This window comes from Bradyrhizobium liaoningense (genome assembly GCF_018130955.1).
Classification (GTDB): domain Bacteria; phylum Pseudomonadota; class Alphaproteobacteria; order Rhizobiales; family Xanthobacteraceae; genus Bradyrhizobium; species Bradyrhizobium liaoningense_C.
Map to the genome: position 1 here is coordinate 29935 of NZ_JAFCJM010000044.1, position 25217 is coordinate 55151.

A 25217-nucleotide genomic window follows, 5' to 3' on the forward strand; every position below is an offset into this window, starting at 1 on the left:
TGGCCGCACGCCGGGCTCTACTTACGTCGTAGACTGATCCTGAAGCCGTCCCAGGCTTTCCGCCCGTCCCAGGACGTCCAAAACCTCGAAAATGCCGGGTGACGTGCTCCGCCCGGTCAGCGCCGCCCGCAATGGTTGCGCAACCGCGCCGAGCTTGAGACTATTTTCCTCGGCGTAGCTTCGCAGCGCGGCCTCCGCGCTGGCGGCGCTCCAGGCCTCGACATTCTCCAGCGCGGAATGCAGTCGTCCGATCAGCTTGCGGTTGTCGTCCGTCAGCAGTGCCGCCGCCTTGGGATCGAGCTCCAGCGGGCGGTCGGCGAAGATGAAATAGGCGCCATCGATCAGCTCGATCAGCGTCTTGGCGCGCTCCTTCAGGCTCGGCATCGCCTTGAGCAGTTGCGCGCGCGTGGTGTCGTTGAGTTTTGCCTTGAGCTCGGCGCGGCCGGGCACGTGGTCCAGCACGTCCTCGAACATCTTCACCAGCGACGCATCGTCGGCGTTGCGGATGTAGTGGCCGTTGAGGCTTTCAAGCTTGGCGAAATCGAAGCGCGCCGCCGCCCGGCCGATGCCGGAGAGGTCGAAAGCCGCGATCATCTCCTCGGTCGAAAAAATCTCCTGGTCGCCATGGCTCCAGCCGAGCCGGACGAGGTAGTTGCGCAGCGCCGCCGGCAGATAGCCCATGGCGCGGTAGGCATCGACTCCGAGCGCGCCGTGCCGCTTGGAAAGCTTTGAGCCGTCCGGACCGTGGATCAGCGGGATGTGTGACATGCTCGGCAGCGCCCAGCCCATGGCGTCGTAGATCTGCTTCTGGCGTGCCGCGTTGATCAAATGATCGTCGCCGCGGATGACGTGGGTGACGGCCATGTCGTGATCGTCGACGACCACAGCCAGCATGTAGGTCGGCGTGCCGTCGCCGCGCAAAAGGACGAGGTCGTCGAGGTTCTCGTTCTGCCAGACCACGCGGCCCTGCACCTGGTCCTCGATCACGGTCTCGCCGGTCTGCGGCGCGCGGAGCCGGATCGTCGGCTTCATGCCGGCCGGCGCGGTTGCGGGGTCGCGGTCGCGCCACATGCCGTCATAGAGCCGGGTACGGCCCTCGCTGCGCGCCTTCTCGCGCATCGCGGTGAGCTCCTCGGGCGTGGCGTAGCAGCGATAGGCCTTGCCCTCGGCCAAAAGCTGCTCGGCGACCTCGCGGTGCCGGGCGGCGCGGCTGAACTGGTAGATCACGTCACCGTCCCAGCCGAGCTCCAGCCATTTCAGGCCGTCGAGAATGGCGTCGATCGCCTCCTTGGTGGAGCGCTCCCTGTCGGTGTCCTCGATCCGGAGCAGCATCTTGCCGCCGTGCTTCTTCGCATAGAGCCAGTTGAACAGCGCCGTACGGGCGCCCCCGATATGGAGGAAGCCGGTCGGCGAGGGGGCAAAGCGCGTGACGACGGAATCGGTCATTCTGGGTTAGGCCTATGCTTCGGGAAGCGGTGGTGTATAGCAGGAACGGAGCATAACTAAAGCCTTGCGGCGGACGTCCTGAGCCCTGTCAGCCCCTTGGCTGGGCCTTCCGAATTTGGCAGAAGGACCGCTGATTTCCCTACAGGATTTTCGGATGAGCACAGAACCGGTGGCGACAGAGGTGGGGCGCGATTTCATTCGCGACATCATCCAGGCCGATCTCGACGCAGGCAAATACAAGGAGATCGTGACCCGGTTCCCTCCGGAGCCGAACGGCTACCTGCATATCGGCCATGCCAAGTCGATTGCCCTGAATTTCGGCATCGCCCAGGAGTTTCCGGGCCGCTGCCATCTGCGCTTCGACGACACCAACCCGGTCAAGGAGGAGCAGGAATACATCGATTCCATCCAGGCCGACGTGCGCTGGCTCGGCTTCGACTGGGGCAAGAACCTGTTCTTTGCCTCGGACTATTTCGAGCGCCTGTACGACTGGGCCGAAAAGCTGATCCGCGACGGGCTCGCCTATGTCGACGACCAGACCCAGGAGGAGATCCGTTTCGCCCGGGGCACGCTGACCGAGCCCGGCAAGCACTCGCCGTTCCGGGAACGCTCGGTGGAGGAGAATCTCGACCTGTTCCGCCGAATGAAGGCCGGCGAATTCCCGAACGGCGCGCGTGTGCTGCGCGCCAAGATCGACATGGCCGCGGGCAACATCAATCTGCGCGACCCCGTGCTGTACCGCATCCTGCATGCGCATCATCCCCGCACCGGCGACAAATGGTGCATCTATCCGAGCTACGACTATGCGCATGGTCAGTCGGACGCGATCGAAGGCATCACGCATTCGATCTGCACGCTGGAGTTCGAGGATCACCGTCCGCTCTACGACTGGTTCATCGAAAAGCTGCCGGTGCCGTCGGAGCCGCACCAGTACGAATTCGCGCGGCTGAACCTGACCTACACCGTGCTGTCGAAGCGCGTGCTGACCCAGCTCGTGCGCGACGGCCATGTCGCGGGCTGGGACGATCCGCGCATGCCGACCATGGCGGGACTGCGCCGCCGCGGCGTGCCGCCGGCGGCGTTGCGCGAATTCGTCAAGCGCATCGGCGTTGCGAAAGCCAACAGCGTCGTCGACGTCGGCATGCTCGAATTCTGCATCCGCGAGGAGCTGAACCGCACGTCGCAGCGGCGCATGGCGGTGCTGCGGCCGCTGAAGGTCGTGATCGAGAACTATCCGGAAGGGCAGGTCGAGGAACTCGAGGCGATCAACCACCCCGATGATCCCTCCGCCGGCACGCGCAAGATCGCGTTCGGCCGCGAGCTCTATATCGAGCGCGACGACTTCATGGAGAACCCGCCGAAAAAGTTCTTCCGCCTGTCGCCGGGCAACGAGGTGCGGCTGCGCTACGCCTATTTCGTCAAGTGCACCGGCGTGATCAAGAATGACGCCGGCGAGGTGGTCGAGTTGCGCTGTACCTACGATCCCGCGACCAGGGGCGGCAACGCGCCCGACGGCCGCAAGGTCAAGGCGACCATGCACTGGCTGCCGGCGGCAACGTCGGTGCCGGCCGAGATCCGCATCTACAACCAGCTCTTTGCCAACCCGAACCCGGACGCGTCCAACTTCGCCGCCGATCTCAATCCGCAGTCGCTGGAGATCTTGAGCGATGCGCGGATCGAGCCGTCGGTTGCGGAAAGCAATGCAACCGAGCCGATGCAGTTCGAGCGGCAGGGCTATTTCGTCCGCGACAAGGACTCGACGCCCGGCAAGCCGGTGTTTTCGCGTACGATCGGTCTGCGCGATACGTTTGCGAAGGAAGTCGCCAAGGGGTGAGGGAGCGCATGCAGGCTGAAGCCGACGTCGTCGTTGCTGCCCTTATGACGAAGTGGTCCGCCGGCTTCGGGAAGCTCGATGCCGGTGCTCTCGCTTCGCTCTATTCGAAGAGCGCCTTCTTTTTCGGTTCCAACCCAACGCTATATCGGGGCAGGGACGGAGTAGCGGCCTATTTCAACGGCCTGCCGCGTTGGCGCTCGCGAAGCGTCAGCTTCTCCGAGGTGGCTGCGGCGCAGGTCGCGCCTGATACGATCAACATGGCCGCGATTGCCTCGTTCGACCTTGGCGAGGAGGCCGCTCCGCTGTCGGTCAAGATCACCTGGGTGATCGTGCGTGAGGACGGGGGCTGGAAGATCGCGAGTCATCACGTGTCGTCACGGACGCCGCTGATCGAGCAAGGCTGACCTAGCTCAAGGGCGCCGCCGGTAGGCCATGACACTCGAATAGCTCGAGTGCTCCCTTTCCTTTCAGTTCCACCAGTCCGCAGCTTCGTCCCGTGCAACAGTGCCGGACCGGGGCCCAGGCCGCGGCACTCATAAGGATCGATCCTCCTTCGGCATGCGCGGTGATACGGGCGGCGGTGTTGACAGTATCGCCCCACAGATCGAACAGATACTGACGTCGCCCCATGATGCCGGCGATGACCGGACCGTTGTGAATCCCGACGCGGATCTTCCAGCCGGGCTTGAGCCTCTGCGAGGTTTCGATCATCGCCCTTGCACAGTGGACAGCGGCGAGCACACCGTCCTGCATTGGCCTGAGCAGTCCGGCGGTGGCTAAGAATGCGTCCCCAATGGTTTTGATCTTCTCCATCGCATGCGCATCGACGATGTCTTCAAATGAATCAACGAGACTGCGAAGTTCAGACACGACCTGCTCAGCAGGATGACCGTCGCAGTATTGCGTGAATCCCACGATATCGCCGAACAGGACCGTCACGCCTTCCACGCGACGGGGCTTGACCTCGTTCGTCGCTTTCAGCTCGGCCAAGGCACTTGGCGGCAGGATGGCTTGCAGCAATTGATCAGCGCGGCGTCTCTCGCGTTGGATTTCTTCGAGGTAGTAGGCCTCGCGGTCTCGCAGGCGCTTCTTCTCCAGGCACGCGCCGACCCGCGCTCCGAGAATGACGGGGTTGAACGGCTTCAGAAGATAGTCGTCGGCGCCAAGTTCGATACCGCGGACCACGCTATCTACGTCGTCCACGGCGGAAATCATGATCACGCGCATTTCCCGTAGCGCAGGCCGCGCCTTGATCTGCTCCAGCACTTCATGACCATTCATTCTTGGCATCATGACGTCGAGGAGCACGAGATCCACGGGCTGCTCGGAAAGCATTGACATGGCCTCGACCCCATCCTCGGCAGTCAGGACCGCCCCGTAGCCCAGGTGTCGCAATCGGCGCACGAGCAGATAACGATTATCCTCGTTATCATCGACGATCAGAATCGTCGGCAAAGGGTCGTTCATGTCTTCGCCCTCAGAAGGGCCTTGATCCGATCAAGCAGGTGCGGAAAGTCGGTCGGTTTCGCAATGAAATCGTTGCACCCGGCCGCGAGGGCTCGCTCGCGATCCTCCGGCATGGCGTGGGCGGAAAGCGCGACAATGGGGATGGCCGCGGTCTCCGGCGCCTGACGCAGCTGCCGCGTAACCTCCCAGCCGTCGAGGACCGGTAGCCCGAGATCCATCAGAATAAGGTCCGGGACTTGGGCCTTGGCTTGCGCCAGACCCTCCGTGCCGTCACGTGCAACGAGGACCTCGTAGCCCTTTCGATGCAATCGGCGGGACACCATGTAGATGTTGTCTTCATTGTCTTCAATGTAGAGGATCCTAACCATGGCTCTCGGCTCGCCGCTGCGGTCCATCGATGGGAAGATTGCGCATGAGGAAGTCGCGGATTCTCGTCAGCAACTCGTCGCGGGTGCACCCCGCCTTGGATACGAACTCAATAATTCCGCTATTCAGCCGTTTGCGGTCCGCTTCGCTTAGGTCGGTTGCAGTCATCACGACGACGGGGATATTCTCGAATGCCGCGTTGCTGCGGAGCTCCTCGAGGAACTCGAACCCGTCCATCTCGGGCATCATCAGATCGAGCAGAACGAGACTCGGCCTGCGTTGAGCAAGTCGCTTGAGTCCTTCTCGACCATTTTCGGCTTCGACGATCCACCATCCCTCAGCGGCAAGTCTTGACGCCAAAAGTTGCCGCGTTCGTTGGTCATCCTCGACGAGAAGAATATCTCTACTTGAGGGACTTCCGCTCAAATGATGCAGGACTGTCCGGAGCCGGGTCCAATCGATCGGCTTGGTGATATACTCGCTGGCGCCCAGCGCATAGCCCTTGCGACGCTCATCGACGATGGTCAGCATGATCACGGGAATGTCGGCCAATTCGGGCATCGATTTGAGTTCTCTGAGCACGTACCAGCCGTCGAGCTCCGGCATCAACACATCCAGAGTGATCAGCGAGGGGCGAAGTTCGCGCGCGAGCCTGAGCCCCTCCCGTCCTCCCCGTGCGGTCAGGACGTCAAAACCCTCTTTGCTGAGGAAGCGACGCATGACATCCAGGGCATCGAGATCGTCGTCGATGACGAGTACCCGCGGGAAACCGGCCGTCATCCGCATCGGCGGGCCGCCCTGCGCGACAGGCAGAATCTCGCCGCGTTGTGTTGCCGCATGGACGGCTTGATCGGGCAAGCGAACGGTGAAGACGGCCCCGCGGCCGGGCTTGCTCGCAACGGTGATTTCTCCGCCCATGGCTCGACACAAGCGTTGGCTGATCGCCAGACCAAGCCCCGAGCCGCCATACTTGCGGGTCGTCGAGCTATCGGCCTGAGAGAACTCCTGGAAGAGATGCCCAAGTTGTTCCGCCGTCATCCCGATGCCGGTGTCGGCCACAACAAAGACCGCCCATCCGGTTGATCCGTCCATCTCGCGCGCGGCTGTTAGGCGTATCTCGCCGTTCTCCGTGAATTTGCACGCATTACCAAGCAGATTCAGAAGCACTTGGCGCACCCGGGTCGAGTCCGCCCGTATCACGCCAATATCCGCAGGACATTCGACGATGAGTAGGTTGCGATTCTTGTCGGCGATCGACTGGGTGGTTTTCGTCAGCTCGCCAACGAGGGCGGCGATATCGAGCTCTTCCGGGTACAGATCGAGCTTGCCGGCCTCGATCTTGGACAGGTCGAGAATATCGTTGATCAACATGAGAAGATGCTTGCCGGCCCGTACGATGCGACCGACGGGCTCGGCAAGAGCGTTATCGTTCCCGTCCTGTGTTTCCTCGTAGAGCATCTCGGCAATACCAATGATGGCGTTGAGTGGCGTTCGAAGTTCGTGGCTCATATTTGCCAGGAACTGGCTCTTTGTTCGGTTTGCCGCCTCTGCCTCCTCCCGCGCGTGCTCGAGCTCAATCTGGCGCCGCTTCAGCTCGGTGATGTCGGTGTAGACGAAGACCGTGCCCCCATCATGCGTCTTACGCTGGGTAACTCGCACCCAGAGATCATTCCGGTACGAAATCTCGGCGACACTATACGGTGCGGAATGCTGCCTTAGGCGTTCCTCAATCCACTCCTCCGGGGTGCGTCCATTCAAATCGGCAACAGAACGCGTAACTGCTGCCTCGAGGATCTCGCGAAAGCTTGTCCCCGGCCGGAAGAGGTCTGCCCGGTGAGGGTAGATCTCGCGTACGCGTTCGTTGCACACCACGATGCGGTCATCGGCATCATAGAGGACGAAGCCATCGGAGATGGTTGCGATTGCGGCCGCGAGCGTCTTGCGCTCGTGCTCACGTTCGGCTGTCAGCCGATCCCGCTCCGTCAGGGTGTCGCGGAACATCGCCAATGTCCGTGCCATCGCGCCGATCTCGTCCTGGCCCGCTGCCGGAATCGGGACCGCCACGTTCCCGGCGTTGAGGCCGTCAATCGCCACCACAAGCCGCCGGAGCGGAAGCGTGATCGAGCGCAACAAGAGGAAGGTCAGAAGCGCTCCCAACACCACGACCACTGCTACGGTCCCTTGCGTGATCCGAGTCGCAGTGGCGACAGCCGCAACAGCGCGATCGCGGGCGGCCGCCGCCTCATTGGTCAATTCAGTGACGATCGATCTCAGAAGTTCGTCTACGACGGCACTATGTCGTCGGGCCTGAGCCAGGAGAGAGTTTCCCATCACCCGGCGATCAGCCGTATACTCCTCAACAGCATCAGCAGCGAATTTCTCGAACTGCGCGAGCTCCGCACGAACTGGAGCGATGCGATCGGGCTTCCTCGCTGCGACTTGATCGAGAAGATGATCCATTCGGCGCCGAGCTTCCGCTGCGTTTCTCTCCGAAAGCGTCAGCATGCTAACGGCGAGGTCGGTCAGCCAATAGCGCAACTCTCCGAATGCGATGCGCGCGCCATTCGCCGATTCGATGACATCGATCAAATCGGCGACTTCGGCTACAACCGCCGAGTTGTCCGCCAGCTTGCGCGTTAGATAGATATTGGTCCCCAGGATAACGAGCAGCAGCGCGCTCGACAGAAGAATGACCCGGGTTCGGATATTCAATCGCGCCATCGTCGCGAGCCTCGCATCGTGGTGCTGGGCTATCGGTAGAGAATGATGCTAATGACGCCGCCCAGCTCATTCAGTTGCGCGCCTTCCTTCGGGTAGCCTGTTATGTCGACTTCGCCTTTTGGTGAACCGTGGCAAGCCAGGCAGGTTTGATCGTAGTATTGGGGCACCATGACTCGGAACGCCGGACGCCCGTGCGTTTCGACAGCAGCTGAATAGGCCTGATCGCGCGGCCAGTTCGGCGCGAGCAGCTTTGATTTGATGACATCGGTCTCCCACGCGTCCGGACGTGCCTTTCGGTTGCGGATGCGTTCGAGTGGCCCCGTGGCCTTGATTTCAGCCTCCCCCTTGGCTCTGCGGGCAAAGGCTTCGTTCACCAGGCGCGCGAACACTGCCGGGATGAATCCCTTGAACCCGGTCCCGGTCGCGTTAATCGTTGCCTGATTTGCGTCCATGACCTCGATGATCGCGTCCATTTGAGCGCGCAGCAGTCGGCCGTGTCGGGAGGAGGGGTCGACTGTTGCCGGATCGATGCCGTTTGTTGCGCGATAGATTTCGCGAGCCTGTTCGATCAGCGCACCGCCACCAAGACCCTTGTCGCCGAGCTTTGGATCGTTGATCCGGTCCTGCTCGCGGGAGATGACAGTTTCGCCAGCGACCAGCATATCGGCCAGGCTATTGCCAATTGACAGATCTTCGCTCAGATCCTCTCTTACCGGGGCCGCGCAAATCACCGACGCAGGGATCGTGCCCACGAGCATGAGGGCTATCGTCGCTTTCACCAACGAATGCCTCGACAGGACCATCCCTTTATCTCACAGTTCTGAACGACTACAGGTCAGTGCCCCTCGATCGCAGCCATCACCTTCGCTGGGGTAAACGGTACCGAGCGCAACCGAACGCCGATGGCGTCAAACACTGCGTTCGAGATCGCTGATGGAACGATCGTGGCTGCGGGTTCGCCAGCACCCCAAGGCGGCTCGTTCGGGCGGTCAATGAGTTCGATGACGACGTCCGGTACCTCGGGGAAGGTGAGGATTGGATATGTTGCCCAATGCAGGCTCGTCACCGCGGAGCGATCAAAGAGGACTTCTTCTTTCAGCGTGCGACTGACGGTCTGTATGATGTTTCCCTCGATCTGATTTGTCACGCCGTCGGGGTTAATGATCTGCCCGCAGTCGTGCACGACGAAGAACCGCTGCACGTTGATCTCGCCGGTTCGCCGGTCGACCTCTACCTCGGCGACGGCGCCGACATAGGTGCGGCTCAGCCTATATTTGACGTAGCTGATGCCCCTTCCGGTCACGACATCGCCCTTGACGCCGGTCCGAGGGGTGGGGCGTTTCTCCCATTTCGCGAGAGCGGCCAGACGCAACAGAAGCTCTGCACCGCGCGGATCGTCGAGATGGCCAAGACGAAAATCGAGCGGATCGGCACCGAGAAAGGCAGCAAGCTCGTCGACGAAGCATTCGTTCGCGAAAGTATTTTGCAGGCGACCCGGCGACCGGATCCAGGACCAGCGGAAAGGCGTCTCGGCAAGGAGATGCGCTGCTGTCGTGATATTTGGGAAAGTGTAGGGGATCGCCGCGTTGAAGGCCATGAGATTGGGGAAGTTGAAGCGGTACGGCTCCGGTATCGGTCCGGTGGATAAGCCGGCGAGCGTGGCAGCGATGAGTGGCACTGGCCCGAGACCACCCTCAGGAACGAAGAACTCTGACTCCCAGGCGATGACCCTGCCTTCGCCGTCGACGCCGGCGCGGAGGTCGACCAGGACCGGCGGGCCTTTTGGAGCCCACCCGTGCTCGTCAGCCCGCATCCACTGGACGCGCACAGGTCTTCCTCCAACTGCGCGCGACAGGAGCGCGGCGTCGCCGGCCGCGTCTTCGTGCCCGTTGCGGCCGTAACAGCCCGAACCCTCGATATAGAGACAGTGGATATCGTCGAGTGGCATATCCATCATCGCGGCGAGCTGTCGTCGCAGCCTGTGCGTCGCCTGAGATGCGCTCCAGCTCGTGAGCCTCCCGTCGTTGATCTCGACCACCGCGCAGGACGGGCCGATAGAGCCATGCGTCTGGGCGGCAAAATCGTACGTTGCCGAAATGCGCTTCGGCGCATCGCTCAGCACCTTGGCGCTGTCACCGACATTGGAGGTAACCAGATCGCTATTGATCTTGGTCGCTCGAACGTGCTCCCAGAGGCGCGCCCGCTCCGGCAGTCCTTGCCAATTCGACCAGGTCGCCTTCAGCTTGCGTGCAGCCTGGATGGCTCCCCATTCAGTTGTAGCGACGACGCCAAGGAAATCGCCTTCGCGCACAACTTTTAGGAGGCCCGGAACGCCGTTCACGGAGGATTCGTCCACACTCTCGAGGCGGGCGCCAATTGCCAATGGGCGAACCACGCGGCCGTGCAGCATTCCGGCGACATGGAAATCATGCATGTAGCTGAAGCGTCCGGTCGCCTTTTCCGGAATATCGAGACGCGCCACGGGCTTGCCCACCACCGCGTACGTCGACGGGTTTTTCGTGGGCGCATTGTCGTCGATCTTCAGCGAGAATGTGCCGCTGCCGACAAGCTCGGCATATGACGCGCTTCTGCCGCGACCCGTGACCCTGCCGCTCTCGATGCGGAGCTCCGTCGTCGGCACGCCCAGGCGGTCCGCGGCGATTTCGGCGAGCGCTTTGCGAGCCGTAGCCGCAGCCTGTCGGATCCGCGTCCCGCCGATCTCGATCGAGAAGCTTCCCCAGGTCGGCCCCTGGTCCGGCGTCAGCGCGGTATCACCCTGGATGAGCCTTACTCGGTCGATGGGCACGTCTAGCTCTTCGGCCACGATCTGGGTCAGCGCAGTACGCAATCCGGTCCCGAGGTCTACCTTGCCGGAATAAAGGGCGACCTGTCCGTCGGCATTGATGGACAAAAATCCGTCGACCTCGTCGGATGCGACGGTTTTTTTCTGGGCGCTGCTCTGCGCCACGGCAGAACAAGCCTTTTTCGCGAGCGTGAAGGTAACGACGAGCGCACCACCGACTTTCAATACGTCGCGCCGGGTGGAGACAAAATCCAGCATTTTGCCCTCCATCGTTCAGGCATTCCGCGCCGCACGCTGAACCGCCCGAATAATCCGAAGATGCGTGCCACAACGGCAGAGATTGTCGGCAAGCGCCTTCTTAATCTGCGGAACGGTCGGGTTCTTCGTTGTCGCAAGCAGCGCGGTCGCCTGTATGATCATGCCGTTAAGACAGTAGCCGCACTGTGCCGCCTGTTCGTCGATAAAGGCTTGTTGTACAGGCGAGGGATGCTCCGGGCTGCCCAGTCCCTCGAGCGTCACGACCTTCTTGTTTGCGACCTTGGTGAGGGGCGTTTCGCACGAAAGCACCGGCTCGCCATTCAATAGGACAGCACAGGTGCCGCACTGGCCCAGGCCGCAGCCGAAGCGCGGCCCCTTCAGCTCAAGATGATCTCGCAGCGCATAGAGAAGCGGCATGCCCGGGTCATCGACTTCAATTGTGACCGCGCGGCCGTTTATATCGAGCAAAACCGACGTGGGCATGAGGGGACCTCCCACAATCGTTCTTGGCTATTGCCGGTGACTTATACCGCCTTTGGCGGCCCTTTTGAATGTCCTGAGGATGTCACGTTCAGCGTTGCATTGCTTCGCGACGTCTCGGCGGAACAGCATCTCCTAGATGTCGTAATACAGATGAAACTCGTAGGGATGAGGGCGCAGCCGGATCGGATCGATCTCCTTCTTGCGCTTATAGTCGAGCCAGGTTTCGATCACGTCGGCGGTGAAGACATCGCCGCGTAGCAGGAATGCATGATCGCGCTCGAGCGCGTCAAGCGCCTGGTCCAGCGATCCCGGCGTCGACTTCACCTCCTTCGCCTCGGCAGGCGGGAGGTCGTACAGGTTCTTGTCGATCGGGCTGCCCGGGTCGATCCGTTTGTCGATCCCATCAAGACCGGCCATCAGCATCGCGGCAAAGGCGAGATATGGATTGCAGGACGGATCGGGGGAACGAAACTCGACGCGCTTTGCGCGTGGATTCGGCGAGTACATTGGAATCCGGCAGCAGGCCGAGCGATTGCGCTGGGAGTAGACCAAGTTGATGGGGGCCTCATAGCCCGGCACCAGACGCCGATAGGAGTTCGTCGTCGGGGCGCAAAGCCCGCACAAGGCCCAGGCGTGGCTCAATAGTCCGCCAATATAGTAGCGGCCGAGCTGGCTCAACCCGGCGTAGTCGCCCTTGTCGTAGAACAGGTTGGTCTCGCCCTTCCACAGCGACTGGTGAACGTGCATTCCCGAAGCGTTGTCCTCGAACAGCGGTTTCGGCATGAAAGTCGCGGTCTTGCCGTGCTGATGCGCGGTGTTCTTGACCACGTATTTGTAGATCATCAAATTGTCGGCCATGCGGGTCAGCGTAGTGAAGCGCATGTCGATTTCATTCTGGCCACCGGTTGCGACCTCATGGTGATGGGCTTCGATCTGGATCCCCAGAGACTCCATCGTCAGCACCATTTCGGTGCGTAGCGCCTGCATGCTGTCGGTCGGGGGAACGGGAAAGTATCCCTCCTTCGGGCGCGGCTTGTGCCCCAGATTCGGCGCTTCCTCCGCGCCGGTGTTCCAGCTGCCTTCGCTGGAATCGATCTCGTGCATGGCATAATTGATGCCCTGACCGTAGCGGACGTCGTCGAAGACGAAGAACTCCGCCTCCGGGCCGAAGTAACTCGTGTCAGCGTGCCCAGTGCCCTTGAGACAGGTTTCAGCCTTCTGGGCGATGTAGCGGGCATCCCGGCTATAGGATTGGCCGGTCACGGGGTCGCGGATGTTGCAGATGAGGACCAGCGTCTTTGCCGGACTATAGGGGTCGACGAAGGCTGTCGTCGGATCGGCGACGACCAGCATGTCGCTCTCCTGAATCTCCTGGAAGCCGCGGATTGATGAGCCGTCGAATCCGATACCCTCCTCGAGCGCATCGACGTTCACCGCGCTCGGCGGGACGGAAAAGTGCTGCCACACCCCTGGCAGGTCGGTGAACCGCAAATCGATCATCTGGACCTTCTCGTCCTTGATTGCCTTCACGAGATCTTCGGCTGTCGCACATTTCGCAACCATGGCTTCGCTCCCAGATCAGCGTCCCGAGATCGCGTAGCCGTTCGGCCGCAACCGAGCGGCTTGCGACGGACTGTGGTCCATGTTCAGTTGCCGCCGCGCCAGCCTCGCGGCATGGCGCGGTGCCCGCGGTCAGGCAATTTCACGCATGCCGGCAGCTTCAGCTTTGGTGTGGCCCGCGCATCATCTTCATGGCGTCTTCGATATGCCGCCAGGTTTTTGCCAGCTCGAGCTCGCCCTTCTGCTCGAGATCGATGGCGTTCTGAGCGGCTTCCGCAATGGCCTTGGGGCCATGTGCTTCCAGCAACTGCCGCGCATAGTCGTGGATTTCCATTTCCCGCATGGCGTCATCTCCCTCTTGCTCGGGGCGCGAACCGGGCGGCGCCGAGAACGGTCGACATTGACACCTGTCAAGCGGCGACAGTCTGCATCCTGGTGCGCCGCACTCGCAAGGGCCCTTTCCGGGGCACGGGCGGTCGGGGAAGGACGCCGGCTCCCGGACCGGCAGTCGCGGCAACACAACGCAGGCAGGACGGATGTTTTTTTCATGCTGTGCCCCCAAATGAATATGAGAAGGGAGGTGAGCATCATGCGCATCCAACATTGGCAGGATGCTGCCAGCCTGTTGGTGGGCGTATGGCTGGTCCTGTCGTCCTTCGTCCTGGGTTCATCCGAGGCGGCCCTCTGGTTCACCATCGCGCTCGGGCTCGGCGTCATGCTGTTTGCCATAGAAGCCTTTGTCATCCCGTCCTACCTGGAAGAATGGGGCGAAATGCTGCTGGGCCTGGCTCTGGTGCTGGCGCCTTGGTCCGTCGGCTATGAGTCCGCATCGGCTACGGTCAGCAGCGTAGTGTCGGGCCTATTGGTGATCTTGTTCGCTGTCTGGGAACTGATGATCGATCACGACTTCAGTGCCTGGTGGCACGATCACTGGCCTCACCGGGCCGGCTGAAATGACAGCCAGCTATTCCTCTCCGACCGCCATCGGTTGGCGGTCGGAGGAGGGGTGGCTATGTCACATTGCGGCTCTGGGCTCGATCGGTTGCCAGATGCTGATCTTGCGAGTCTCCGGCATCAGGAAGACGGCAAGCACGAAGCACACCGCGGGGACCACGATCGGGTAAATCAGCGCGTAGCCGATGCTGCCGGTCGCGGCGAAAGCCGCCGAGGTGATGAACGGTACCAACCCGCCACCCCAGCCATTGCCGATGTGATACGGCACGGAGACCGACGTGTACCTGATCCTGCCGGGAAAGAATTCCGCCAGGAAAGCGCCGACCGGCCCGTACACCATCCCGACGTAGCAAACGAGGATGAAGATGATGAAGATCGCGGTCGGATAGTTGATGTTTCCGGGCTGCGTGACCGTTCCCAGCCACAGATACAGCGGATAATAAGTGATCGCGGCGAGCAGCATGCCGCCGAGGATTACCGGCTTGCGGCCGATCTGATCAGACAGCCAGCCGAAGAAGATCAGGCTCGGCGTTGCTATGAGAAGTGCCGCGCCCACGATGTAGGCTGAGGTCAGTGGATCGACCTTGGAGACCTGCTGCAGGAAGTACAGCGCCCAGAACTGACCACTGTACCAGACCACGCCCTGTCCGATCAGGACCACAATGGCGATGCCGATATATTTGACGTTCGAGCTGAGGAAGGCCTCCTTCCACGGATTCGCCGTCATCTGGCCACGGGCTCTGATCTCCTGGAAGATCGGCGTCTCCTGGAGCTGAAGCCGAATGTAGATCGCGACGGCCACCAGTAGGAAGGACAGCAGGAACGGAACGCGCCACGCCCATTCGTCGAAGGCCTGATTGCCGGCGTATGTCCGCGTGAGGACGATGACGGCCAGCGACACCACGATCCCGAGTGTAGGCGAGGTCTGCAGCCAGCCGGTGTAGTAGCCGCGTCGATCGTCCGGCACATGTTCGGCAACGTAGGTGATGGCGCCACCATATTCGCCGCCGAGGCACAAACCCTGGATCATGCGCAAGCCGAAGAGCAGGAACGCGGCCGTGAGCCCGATCGACTGGTAGGTCGGGATCAATCCGATCGCGCCCGTGCCCAATCCCATTCCGCTGAGCGTGATGAGAAAGGTGTATTTGCGGCCAACCCGGTCCCCCATCCACCCGAACAGGAACGCCCCCAGCGGTCGGATCAGAAACCCCGCCGTGAACAGTGCAATCGTGCTGAGCAGGGCCGCAACCGGGTGGGATTGTTCGAAGAACTTGACGGACAGAACGGCGGCCAGGCTGCCAAAGATATAGAAATCGTACCATTCGATGACGTTTCCAACCGATGCAGCGATGATGACGCGGCGAAAGTCGCGCGGGACTTCCATGGGCATGTGCAACTCCTATGGTTCAAGACGTCTCCTCGCATTGTTTCAGCGGTCGATCTTGCCGCGGAGTACGCGCAATGCGCGGCGTTACGGGCGCTGTTAGAAAGTTTGCGTCGGCAACGCCTGACCTCAGGAGATTTCTGGACCACCTGAGGAGAGCTCCAGCGGCTTTCGACCCGCGAGCTACCACTACCTCCCATCTGTCGGGGAGGCGGGGGAGATAGTTTAGTCCCACCGGGCGTTGGCACCTTATGAGACTTTCGGCTCAATCGACCTCGTTGGGGCTGGGCAGGCCGTCCGAGCGATCGCTTCACGACAGGCAGGATCGTCTTTCTCCCGCATTCTACATCTGTTCCGCTATCCCGCCCCCAGCACCTTCCGGTAGCCTTGCGGCGCGTCAGCGTATCGTAAGGTGTCAACCGACATGGCGGAGCCGTCCCGGCCACAGCGCACGCCGCAGGGGATCGCGGGCACATGGCCGACGGGGGCGCGGGCCGGCAGCTTCGCTCCGGTAGGCTCTGGCGCATGGTCCTCGCTGGTCGAAACGGTACGCGGCTGGGCCAAGGCCGAAGCCGGCGCCGGGCGGCTGTTGCCGTGGGTGCCTGTCGCGTTCGGCGGCGGCATTGCGCTGTACTTTGCCGCCGACCATGAGCCGGTGTTGTGGGTTGTCGCCGTCACGGCGATTGCGCTCGCCGTTGCGGCCGGGCTGCTCCGCCGGCACAGGCTGTTTGCACCGGTCGTGATGATCGCAGCGGTCGCCGCCGGCTTTGCCATCGCGACCTGGAAGACCGCGCGCATTGCGCACGTTGTTCTGGCGAAGCCGCTTTACTCCGTTCAGCTCACAGGCTTCGTCGAGACCCGCGACATTCGCGAGCGTACTGATCGCTTCGTGCTGCGCGTCGTCGAGATGCAGGCGCCGCGCGGCGATGTCAGGCTCGAGCGCGTCAGGCTGTCGGTGCGGAAAGGGACCGCGCCGGAGGTCGGCAGCTTCGTGCAGTTGAAAGCAAGGCTGATGCCGCCGCCGTCGCCCTCGCGGCCCGGCAGCTATGATTTCAGCCGCGACATGTTCTTCCAGGGGATCGGCGCCTCCGGCTTCGTGATGGGGACGATCGCGACCACGGCGCCGCCCGATGGCGGCGGCCTGCGCCTGCGCTATGCCGCCCTCATGCAGGGGCTGCGCGACACCATCGATGCGCGCATCCGCAACGTGCTCGAAGGCGACAACCGTGCCATTGCCACCGCGCTCCTGACCGGGCGGCGCGATGCGATCTCGACGCCCGTCAACGACGCCATGTTCATCTCCGGCCTCGGGCACGTGCTGTCGATCTCGGGCTATCACATGGCGGTCGTTGCCGGTGTCGTGTTCTTCGCGGTACGGGCGCTGCTGGCGCTGATCCCGGGATTTGCGGCGGGATTTCCGATCAAGAAATGGTCGGCTGCCGCAGCCCTCGTCGCGGCCGCCTTCTATCTGCTGCTGTCGGGCGCGGAGGTCGCGACGCAACGCTCGTTCCTCATGACGGCGGTCGTTCTCATTGCTGTCATGGTCGACCGTCGCGCCATCACCTTCCGCACGCTGGCCGTCGCTGCGCTGATCGTGCTGGCGATCGCGCCGGAAGCGCTGGTGCATCCGAGCTTCCAGATGTCGTTTGCGGCAACGCTCGGCCTCGTCGCGCTGGTGCAGGTCGGCATGCCGAACCTGTTCGCCTCGCCCGATCATTCGGCGACCGCGCGCATCGCGCTGTGGGGCGGCCGCGAGATCGTGATGCTGCTGCTGGCCTCGCTGATCGCGGGGCTCGCGACCACGCCGTACGCCGCCTTCCATTTCCATCGCGTGACGCCGTTCGGCGTGCTCGCCAATCTCGCGGCGATGCCGGTGGTATCGGCGCTGGTGATGCCGGCCGGATTGCTCGGGCTCCTTGCTGCGCCGTTCGGGCTCGATAGCGTGTTCTGGTGGCTGATGGGGATCGGTAGGTCAGCACAAAGGTCCGGCCGGTGCCGTTCGGATAGGGAATGCCGACGCCGAGATTGATCCCGACCTTGGACGCGTCTTCCCAGCGCAGGAAACTCTTGGTGTCGTGCAGGTCCTTGATGAGCAACGGCATGCCCGCCTTCCAGGTTCGTCCGGGCAGACCGAAGCCGCGCGGAAACCTGGTGTGGCGGGAGTTGAACTCGAACATGTCGGCGGTGCCGTAGTAGCCGTCGACGAGGCCCATCTCGTGCGAGACGTCGGGATCGTTGTGCCAGAGCTCGATTGCGCCGACATGTGTGTCGTCATCGCCGCAGAACAGCACCATGACGGCCTGCAGGAATTCGCCGGCAAACACGGGCACCGCGACGCCACAGGTCAGCCCGGCCTCGATGGCCTGATCCGTCCGCTTGAAGTAGGAGTTGGCGAATTTGGTGAGGATCACCGGGTGGCCGCCGGCCCAGGCCTTGCCGGGAAGCCCCTCGTCATGGGCGAACAGCAGGCCTTCGCTGGCCGCCTTGAACGCCGAAAGGCCTTCGCTGTAGAGGCCGCCGCCAAATTCCAGACGCGTGCGCGTGCGATCCGGTACCCAAAGTTCAACGACGCGAATGAACGTCTTCATCGAGCGTGTCCGCTGCGCAAAGCCTGAATGCCCGAGCCTTGGATCAGCATCGGTCATTTGGCGGCAGAACGGACGTTCAAAGTTCAGGCAGCGCCGCCCAAACTTCGTGCGGACAGGTGCCATCCCGCCGTGCTCGAAGAGAAGCAAAGCCACCTTTTGTCGCCGGCAAATACCGGCGATGGCCATTTCGATGTGAGCCTCGCACCGCGGCCGGCTGCTCCAGGCAACACCGATGTGCCGCCGTCGGAGGCCGACCTGCAGGCCGAGGGAGCGATACGTCAGCCGATTGGCAATCGCGGCATCGTCGCCGGACGTTCGACTTGCTGCTCGGTTGTCGCCGGGTGCTGCTTCTCGTCGCCGATGGGCTGCGTCACCGGCAATTGCAGCACGGTTGCGCGCTGGCCTTCGACCAGCTGTGTCACCAGTACATATTTTCCGTCGGGGAATTCGATCGCATCATGATGGCGATCGGGAATGTGCGGATCGACCTTGCCGAACTTGCCGACGCGCGAGTTGATGGTGCGCGTCCAGATCCAGCGATTGTCGTAGCGGACGTTGTCGGCGAAGGCGAGCTCGGTCCCCGGCAAGAGGCAGACGGCAACCGAGAGATCGCGCTCTGACGCAAATCCGCGCGTCGAGGTACCGCGGAAGGTTGTCGTGACGATCGTCTCGCCCACTGTCGCGGGACGGGTCGCAACGGCATGCAGGCTGTAGTCACACATCGGAGTGCTCCTCATTCGAGATAGCAAGTCCGCGCCCCGCCCCCTAAAGGCGCTGGCCTCTATCAGAGTGGAAACCCCAGCATATTCCAGTTTGAGGGCGAATCTGCGGCCCGCAGTCGCAACGCCCGATCACAAATTCTTTTCTGACGGTTTTGGAACGAAGCCGCGCCGAAACGGTTCTGCGGCCATCCCGTCAATCAGCAATCCCAAGCGATGTGCGCGCTGCCGGGCGCATGTCCAATCCCTGAGCGGACCAGTGGTCCGCTCATTTCATGAGCGCACCAGCCGTCCCTGTACGCGAGCGCCGTCTTTTCAGGCGCCGCCTGCTCAATACTTCCGGTAGAGCCCGATCAGCTTGCCCTGAATCTTCACCCGGTTCGGCGGCAGGATGCGCACCTCATAGGCGGTATTGGCGGGCTCCAGGGCAATCGAGGCGCCGCGGCGGCGGAAGCGCTTCAAGGTCGCTTCCTCGTCGTCGATCAGCGCCACGACGATGTCGCCGGTGTCGGCGGTCTCGTTGCGCTGGATCAGCGCCATGTCGCCATCGAGGATGCCGGCATCGACCATGGAATCGCCGCGCACTTCGAGCGCATAGTGCTCGCCCGAGCCGAGCATGTCGGGCGGTACGCTGATGGTGTGGCTGCGGGTCTGCAACGCCTCGATGGGCGTGCCGGCCGCGATCCGGCCCATCACGGGCACCGCCACCGGACGTTCGCCGTCGTCAGCGGGCGCGCTGGAGCCGCGGACCTTGCCCAGATTGCCCTCGATGACGCTCGGCGTGAAGCCGCGGCGGTTGGCGCCGGCGGCCTGCAGCTCCGGCAGCTTGATCACCTCGATCGCGCGGGCGCGGTTGGGCAGGCGGCGGATGAAGCCGCGCTCCTCCAGCGCCGTGATCAGGCGATGGATCCCCGACTTCGAGCGCAGATCGAGCGCGTCCTTCATCTCGTCGAAGGAGGGCGGCACGCCGCTTTCCTTCAGACGTTCGCTGATGAATCGCAGAAGCTCGTATTGTTTGCGCGTTAACATCTCGACCAAATCCCCCGGTTGATGTCGTTCGATTCCGAGACGCCAAACTCAGCGGCGAGCCGCTACATGCTCGAAACAAATCATGAACGGACACTATATGTTCGATATGTGTTCCGCAACTACTTAATTTACCGTGAACGTCGAGAACTTCGCGCGCAAAGGGTCAACGACGCGTTCAAATCGGCAGCCGCAACACCTCGCACGATGATCCCGCGTCGGCCTTCGGCGCGAATGGGGCGCGTACCAGAAGTGCCTGTGCCGCAGCGAGATTCGCAAGCAGCGACGAATCCTGGTGGTTGACGGGATGGGCGACCAGCGTGCCGTCCTCGCGCTCCTCGAGACGCGTGCGAAGATAGTCCTCGCGCAGATCGTTGGCGCCGATCTCGCATCCGAGCACGGCGCGTTCGCGGCGGTGGTGAATCACGGCGCGGCCCGCGAGCGCGCGAATCAGCGGCACCATGAACAGGAAGCCGCAGACATAGGACGACACGGGATTGCCGGGCAGGCCGATCACGCGCATGGCGCCGAGATGGCCGTGCATCATCGGCTTGCCGGGCCGCATCGCGATCTTCCAGAACGCCATCGAGATGCCTTCGGCATCGAGCGCGGGCTTGACCAGATCGTGGTCGCCGACCGAGGCGCCGCCGCATGTGATGAGGATGTCGGCGCCGCTCTCGCGGCCCCGGCGGATGCCGGCCGTGGTGGCCTCGACGGTGTCGGCGGCGATGCCGAGGTCGACCGTGTCGGCGCCTTCGGCACGCGCGAGCGCATGCAGGGCATAGCCGTTGGAATAGACGATCTGCCCCGCGCCCGGCGTCGCGCCTGGCATCACCAGCTCGTCGCCAGTCGCGAGGATCGCGACCTTGGGGCGGCGGCGGACGGGCAGGCGGGGATAGTTCATGCCGGCCGCGAGCGACAAATGGCGCTCCGTCAGCACGGTGCCCTGCCTGATCAGCACGTCGCCTTCGCGAAAGTCGACGCCGGCGGGACGGATGTGCCGGCCGGGACGGGCGGCTTCCTTGAGGGTGATGCGGCCGCCCGCGGCGACCGTGTCCTCCTGGATCACAACGGCGTCGGCGCCATCGGGCACCACGCCGCCGGTGAAGATGCGTACCGCCTGGCCTGCGCCGACGGCCCCGGCAAACGGCCGGCCTGCCGCGACCTCGCCGATGATGTCGAGCTGGGTGTCGATCCGGCCGGCGTCGGCCGCGCGCACCGCATAGCCGTCCATCGCCGACATCGCCTGCGGCGGCTGCGTGCGCCGTGCCGCCAGGTCGCGCGCGAGCACGCGATGCCAGGCCTCGTCGAGCGCGACCGTCTCCTCCGCCACGGGCTCGGCCCCCGCAAGCACCGCGGCAAGCGCGTCAGAAACCGGCATCAGGGCCACGGCAAAGCTCCCGCATGGCAAATCGAACGAAGGCGACACGCGTTCTAGCCGAGTGCGGGCGGGGAGGCAAAAGGGGCGCTTGCGCTCGCCAAATCCGGCGAGCGATCATCGTTGCCGTCGTGCAGTCCCGTCAATGAAGTGGCGCGACCTATATCCGGGGCGCCATCACCCTAAGCACGAGACACACCGGAAGGATGGTGGCCACTCCCAGCACGAGCACGACAAAGGCCGCGGCGAGCATCAGGGCGCTCCTGTTTGATCCTCCGGATCGACGTCGGGCGCTTTGAGACTTTGATCGGTATCGGGCAACGGATCGGCCTGGGACTTCAGATCTGCCGCCTTCCTGATCAGCTTGGCGGAAAGTTCCGAATCCGAGGTCGACTTGGCGAACTTGAGGAGGGTGGAGGCTTGTCTGGTGAGGTAGGTCTTGCCCAACACGATGATACGTCCGTTGTCGAAATCCCCAACGGATAGATGAGTCCGAACCCGGAGTTCTGTTCCTGGAACTCTGTACAAAAATGCACAGAGTGGATTGGTTCCATACTTGCTCAAAAAGTTCCGGGAACCGCCGCGAAAAAGGGGGTAGGCCGCCTAGATCCCGAGCGCCCTGAGCGCGTTCCCGACATCCTCGGGCGTCGTCACGTGCACGGCCGTCAGTCCGCGCGCACGCGCGCCGTCGACGTTCTCGGCGAGGTCGTCGAAGAATACGATGCGCTCGGCCGGAACGCCGATCGCCTGCACCACGTGATCGAAGGCCTCCGCATCGGGTTTGCGCAGGCCGATGCTGGAGGAGAGATAGAGTTCGCGGAAATGGCCGAGCACACCGGCATATTCCTTCGAAAAATACTCCACATGCGGGCGGTTGGTGTTGGAGAAGGCGTAGAGCGGCATGTGCCTGGCGGCGCGCGGCAGGAGGTGCGCAATGTCGGGCATCTCTCCGGCAAAGATCGCGTTCCAGCCTTCCAGGAACTGGTCATGGGATATCGCGATGCCGAGCGCTGAACGCAGCGTGTCGAAATAAGCCTCGTCGCTGATCTTGCCCACCTCATGCTGCCGATAGGCCTCGCCGCGCTCGAAGCGCGCGACGATCGCCTCCGGCTTGCAGCCCGCGTGTCCCGCCCAGCAAGCGATCGCCTTGGAGAAGTCGATGTCGATCACGACTCGACCGATATCGAACAGGAGCGCGTCCGCGCTGCCGGGGGAGAGACGGGGAGAGGTCATTGCGTCCTTTCAGGTCAGTAGCGACGGAATCAATACCGATAAGGCTCGATGTCGAGCAGCGGAAATGCGGAGAATACCGAGGGCAGGTTCGTCGCGGTTGCCGGATGCAGGCAGGACTTGTCGACCTCCGCAAACGAGGTGGCCCCCAACAGGCCGAGGCAGCGCAGCACCTCGTCTTCCAACAGTTCCAGCATCCGCGTCACACCGGCTTCGCCTGCGGCCGCGAGCGCCCAGCATTGCAGCCGGCCGATGCCGACCATGTCGGCGCCCGCCGCGATTGCCTTGACGATGTCGGTGCCGCGGCAGAAGCCGCCGTCGACCATGATCTTGGCGCGGCCCTTCACGGCGTCGACGATCTCCGGCAGCACATGCATGGCGCCGCGGCCGTGATCGAGCTGGCGGCCGCCATGGTTGGAGACGTAGATCCACTCGACGCCGTGATCGAGCGCGATCCGCGCGTCCTCGGCCGTCGCGATGCCCTTGATGATGAGCGGGATCTTGTACTTGTCCTTGACCAGCTTCACGGTCTTCCAGTTCAGGCCCTTCTGGTAGTCGCCGCCGGTAGCGCGCAGCCGACTCTCGCGAACATAGCGTTTTGCGATGTCACGTTCGCGACGGCTGTAATGGGCGGTATCGACCGTGAGGCAGAAGCCGGCATAGCTGTGCTTGATCGAGCGGCTGACGACATCCTCGACGAAGGCGTCGTCGCCGCGGACATAGAGCTGGTAGAAGCGCAGCGCGTCGGGGGCGGCTTGCGCGACCTTTTCAAGGCCGGGCTCAGACACCGAGCTCAGCATGTGCGCCGCGCCGAATGCCCCGGCGCCGCGCGCGACGCTGGCCGCGCCATGCGGATCAAAAATCTCGAGCGCGCCGACGGGGGCCAGCACCACGGGCAGGCGCATCTTGCGGCCGAACAGCTCGACGGAGCCGTCGACCTTGCTGACGTCGCGCAGCACGCGGGGGCGGAAGGCGATCTCGTCCAGCGCCATGCGGTTGCGGCGCATCGTGGTCTCGGTCTCGGCCGCACCGACGATGTAGTCCCAGGCGTTCTGGTTGAGGTTGGCGCGCGCCTTCCGGATGAACTCGTGCAGGTTCTGGAACGGCTCGTCGCTGGCACCGAGTTCGACGTTTCGGCTGGGCCGGATGCGGGGCGCTTCGTTCATTGTTCTCCTCCCGGTTTCTTTGAGCTTATGCCATCGCCTATCGCGTCCGGCGCTCGGAAACCATCCCAAAATTGCATAGCTTGCGGGCGGGTGGCGCGCTGCAATTCTTGCCTGGTGCGACCGGCCGTCCAACGTTGCCAAAGATTTAGGTCAGGACGAAGAGGTTTTTGTCGAAGGACGGCCACCGCGTTCAACCCGGCCTTGAAGAAACCAGAATGGTATTGTGAGAAACGAACTGGATCGCCATTTGCATGGCGGCTCCCAATCGCCAACGAAAAAGGCTTGCCATTCCATGCGGAAATCCCTGCTGTTCCCCCTCGGTGCGCTTACAGGCGTGTGCCTCACTCTCCTCGTGACCTCTCCGCAAGGCGAGAACTGGGTGGCGGCAGCGAGAGCGGCCGCAGGCGGCGATGACGCCTATGCGCAGCTCAATCTGTTCGGCGAGGTGTTTGAGCGGGTCAAGGCGAGCTATGTCGAGAAGCCCGACAATGCCAAGCTGATCGAGGGCGCCATCAACGGCATGGTGACCTCGCTCGATCCGCATTCGCGCTACATGAACGAGAAATCCTGGAGCGAGATGCAGGAGACGACGTCCGGCGAGTTCGGCGGTCTCGGCATCGAGGTCACGATGGAGGAAGGTCTCGTCAAGGTCGTAGCGCCCATCGACGATACGCCAGCGTCCAAGGCCGGCCTGCTCTCCGGCGATTTGATCAGCAAGATCGACGGCGACAACGTTCAGGGCATGACGCTCGAGCAGGCCGTCAACAAGATGAAGGGGCCGGTCGACACCAAGACCAAGCTCACCATCCTGCGCAAAGGCGCGGACGCGCCGATCGATGTCGCGATCACGCGCGAGATCATCCACGTGCGCCCGGTTCGCTATCACACCGAGAACGGCGATATCGGCTACATCCGCGTCACCTCGTTCAACGAGCAGACTACCGACGGCCTGCGCAAGGCGATATCAGCGATCTCCAAGGAGATTCCGCCGGAGAAGCTCGCCGGCTACGTCGTTGACCTCCGCAACAATCCGGGCGGATTGCTCGACCAGGCGGTCTCGGTGTCGAGTGCATTCCTCGCCCGCGGCGAGGTCGTCTCGACGCGCGGCCGCAACCCGGAAGAGACCCAGCGCTTCACCGCGCATGGCGGCGACCTCACCAAGGGCAAGCCGCTGGTCGTCCTGATCAACGGCGGTTCGGCCTCGGCTTCGGAGATCGTGGCCGGCGCGCTGCATGATCACAAGCGCGCGACCTTGATCGGCACGCGTTCCTTCGGCAAGGGCTCGGTGCAGACAATCATTCCGCTCGGCTCCGGCAGCGGCGCACTGGCGCTGACCACGGCGCGCTACTACACGCCGTCGGGCCGCTCGATCCAGGCCCAGGGCATCGCGCCCGACATCGAGATCCTCCAGGACGTGCCGCCGGAGCTGAAGGGCCGTATCGACACCATGGCCGAGTCCCAGATGCGCGGCCATCTCTCCGCCGCCGACGGCACCGAGCAGACCGGTTCGCAATCCTACGTTCCGCCGGAAGAGAAGGACGACAAGGCCCTGCATGCCGCCTTCGACTTCCTGCATGGAGTGACCGCGAACGCAGCCACGGCCGCGCGACCGACGCCGAAGGCGGCGGTGCCGAACTAGTTGCAGCCGTAAGGGTGGGTTAGCCTTGCGACTGCGCGAAGCGCAGTTCGCTGGGCGTAAAACCCACCTCTTTGTTCTCCGCTCATTTAGAGAAGTGGTGGGTTACGCCTTCGGCTAGCTTTGGTCTCTCAGGAGGTTGTCCATCTGGTCTGAACCGAGGAAGCTGAGGTTGCGAAGCTTCAGTGTTCCAGGGAG

At 62.9% G+C, this 25217-nt stretch carries 21 protein-coding genes and 1 pseudogene; 6 read left to right on the forward strand and 16 right to left on the reverse strand.

Annotated features, from left to right (window positions below; translation table 11 throughout):
* Positions 1 to 21: 21 nt before the first annotated feature.
* Positions 22 to 1446, reverse strand: a complete 1425-nt coding sequence (gene gltX / locus JQ632_RS28080) for a glutamate--tRNA ligase (protein ID WP_212405887.1) — start codon at positions 1444 to 1446, stop codon at positions 22 to 24.
* Between the two features lie 154 nt (positions 1447 to 1600).
* Here gltX and JQ632_RS28085 point away from each other — a divergent pair, with 154 nt between their 5' ends.
* Together JQ632_RS28085 and JQ632_RS28090 are read left to right on the forward strand one after the other, a co-directional pair.
* Positions 1601 to 3280 carry a glutamine--tRNA ligase/YqeY domain fusion protein gene (locus tag JQ632_RS28085; RefSeq protein WP_212405888.1) on the forward strand — a complete coding sequence of 560 codons (1680 nt, stop codon included), beginning with the start codon at positions 1601 to 1603 and terminating at the stop codon, positions 3278 to 3280.
* Positions 3281 to 3288: 8 nt separating this feature from the next.
* Positions 3289 to 3684: an SgcJ/EcaC family oxidoreductase gene (locus tag JQ632_RS28090; RefSeq protein WP_212405889.1), complete on the forward strand. Its 396-nt coding sequence runs from the start codon at positions 3289 to 3291 to the stop codon at positions 3682 to 3684.
* A 1-nt stretch (position 3685) separates the two neighbouring features.
* On the opposite strand, the gene JQ632_RS28095 is transcribed toward JQ632_RS28090, so the two are convergent.
* The 8 genes from JQ632_RS28095 to JQ632_RS28130 all read right to left on the reverse strand — a co-directional run bounded on the left by JQ632_RS28095 (position 3686) and on the right by JQ632_RS28130 (position 13281).
* A complete protein-coding gene (locus tag JQ632_RS28095; protein ID WP_212405890.1) occupies positions 3686 to 4747 on the reverse strand; it encodes an adenylate/guanylate cyclase domain-containing protein in 1062 nt (353 codons plus the stop codon).
* On the reverse strand, positions 4744 to 5115 hold the full coding sequence (locus tag JQ632_RS28100; RefSeq protein WP_212405891.1) for a response regulator: 372 nt from the start codon (positions 5113 to 5115) through the stop codon (positions 4744 to 4746). Before JQ632_RS28100 ends, JQ632_RS28095 begins: the two co-directional genes overlap by 4 nt.
* On the reverse strand, positions 5108 to 7834 hold the full coding sequence (locus tag JQ632_RS28105; protein ID WP_212405892.1) for a response regulator: 2727 nt from the start codon (positions 7832 to 7834) through the stop codon (positions 5108 to 5110). Before JQ632_RS28105 ends, JQ632_RS28100 begins: the two co-directional genes overlap by 8 nt.
* A 29-nt stretch (positions 7835 to 7863) precedes the next feature.
* Positions 7864 to 8613, reverse strand: coding sequence for a DUF3365 domain-containing protein (locus tag JQ632_RS28110; protein ID WP_312015671.1), 750 nt, complete (start codon positions 8611 to 8613; stop codon positions 7864 to 7866).
* Between the two features lie 56 nt (positions 8614 to 8669).
* Positions 8670 to 10895 (reverse strand): molybdopterin cofactor-binding domain-containing protein, encoded by a 2226-nt coding sequence (locus JQ632_RS28115; RefSeq protein ID WP_212405894.1) that lies wholly within the window; start codon positions 10893 to 10895, stop codon positions 8670 to 8672.
* Positions 10896 to 10910: 15 nt separating this feature from the next.
* The gene (locus JQ632_RS28120; RefSeq protein ID WP_212405895.1) at positions 10911 to 11378 is read right to left on the reverse strand and encodes a (2Fe-2S)-binding protein; all 468 of its coding nucleotides are present in this window, start codon (positions 11376 to 11378) and stop codon (positions 10911 to 10913) included.
* A gap of 132 nt (positions 11379 to 11510) precedes the next feature.
* Complete coding sequence (glnA, locus tag JQ632_RS28125) at positions 11511 to 12941, reverse strand: type I glutamate--ammonia ligase (protein ID WP_212405896.1); 1431 nt, start codon at positions 12939 to 12941, stop codon at positions 11511 to 11513.
* A gap of 157 nt (positions 12942 to 13098) precedes the next feature.
* A complete protein-coding gene (locus tag JQ632_RS28130; protein ID WP_026311880.1) occupies positions 13099 to 13281 on the reverse strand; it encodes a hypothetical protein in 183 nt (60 codons plus the stop codon).
* Positions 13282 to 13527: 246 nt separating this feature from the next.
* On the opposite strand from JQ632_RS28130, the gene JQ632_RS28135 reads away from it, so the two are divergent.
* Positions 13528 to 13890 carry an SPW repeat protein gene (locus JQ632_RS28135; protein ID WP_212405908.1) on the forward strand — a complete coding sequence of 121 codons (363 nt, stop codon included), beginning with the start codon at positions 13528 to 13530 and terminating at the stop codon, positions 13888 to 13890.
* Between the two features lie 63 nt (positions 13891 to 13953).
* Here JQ632_RS28135 and JQ632_RS28140 read toward each other — a convergent pair whose 3' ends face one another.
* Positions 13954 to 15282: an MFS transporter gene (locus JQ632_RS28140; RefSeq protein ID WP_212405897.1), complete on the reverse strand. Its 1329-nt coding sequence runs from the start codon at positions 15280 to 15282 to the stop codon at positions 13954 to 13956.
* Between the two features lie 418 nt (positions 15283 to 15700).
* On the opposite strand from JQ632_RS28140, the pseudogene JQ632_RS28145 reads away from it, so the two are divergent.
* Both JQ632_RS28145 and JQ632_RS28150 read left to right on the forward strand, forming a co-directional pair.
* Positions 15701 to 17245: pseudogene (locus JQ632_RS28145) on the forward strand (ComEC/Rec2 family competence protein); the annotation flags it as partial.
* Positions 17246 to 17351: 106 nt separating this feature from the next.
* On the forward strand, positions 17352 to 17891 hold the full coding sequence (locus JQ632_RS28150) for a hypothetical protein (RefSeq protein WP_212405898.1): 540 nt from the start codon (positions 17352 to 17354) through the stop codon (positions 17889 to 17891).
* Positions 17892 to 18142: 251 nt separating this feature from the next.
* Here JQ632_RS28150 and JQ632_RS28155 read toward each other — a convergent pair whose 3' ends face one another.
* The 6 genes from JQ632_RS28155 to JQ632_RS28180 form a co-directional block, all read right to left on the reverse strand.
* Positions 18143 to 18586 (reverse strand): hypothetical protein, encoded by a 444-nt coding sequence (locus tag JQ632_RS28155; protein WP_212405899.1) that lies wholly within the window; start codon positions 18584 to 18586, stop codon positions 18143 to 18145.
* Between the two features lie 327 nt (positions 18587 to 18913).
* Entirely contained in the window at positions 18914 to 19612 is a 699-nt protein-coding gene (lexA, locus tag JQ632_RS28160; protein ID WP_212405900.1) for a transcriptional repressor LexA, read from the reverse strand.
* Positions 19613 to 19787: 175 nt separating this feature from the next.
* Complete coding sequence (gene glp, locus JQ632_RS28165) at positions 19788 to 20999, reverse strand: gephyrin-like molybdotransferase Glp (protein WP_212405901.1); 1212 nt, start codon at positions 20997 to 20999, stop codon at positions 19788 to 19790.
* 240 nt (positions 21000 to 21239) lie between these two features.
* Positions 21240 to 21437, reverse strand: coding sequence for a hypothetical protein (locus JQ632_RS28170; RefSeq protein WP_212405902.1), 198 nt, complete (start codon positions 21435 to 21437; stop codon positions 21240 to 21242).
* Between the two features lie 153 nt (positions 21438 to 21590).
* Entirely contained in the window at positions 21591 to 22220 is a 630-nt protein-coding gene (locus JQ632_RS28175) for an HAD-IA family hydrolase (RefSeq protein WP_212405903.1), read from the reverse strand.
* Positions 22221 to 22249: 29 nt separating this feature from the next.
* Positions 22250 to 23383 carry an alpha-hydroxy acid oxidase gene (locus JQ632_RS28180; protein ID WP_212405904.1) on the reverse strand — a complete coding sequence of 378 codons (1134 nt, stop codon included), beginning with the start codon at positions 23381 to 23383 and terminating at the stop codon, positions 22250 to 22252.
* A 292-nt stretch (positions 23384 to 23675) separates the two neighbouring features.
* Between JQ632_RS28180 and JQ632_RS28185 the strand changes: the two genes are divergently transcribed.
* Positions 23676 to 25022, forward strand: coding sequence for a S41 family peptidase (locus JQ632_RS28185; protein WP_212405905.1), 1347 nt, complete (start codon positions 23676 to 23678; stop codon positions 25020 to 25022).
* Positions 25023 to 25217 lie beyond the last annotated feature (195 nt).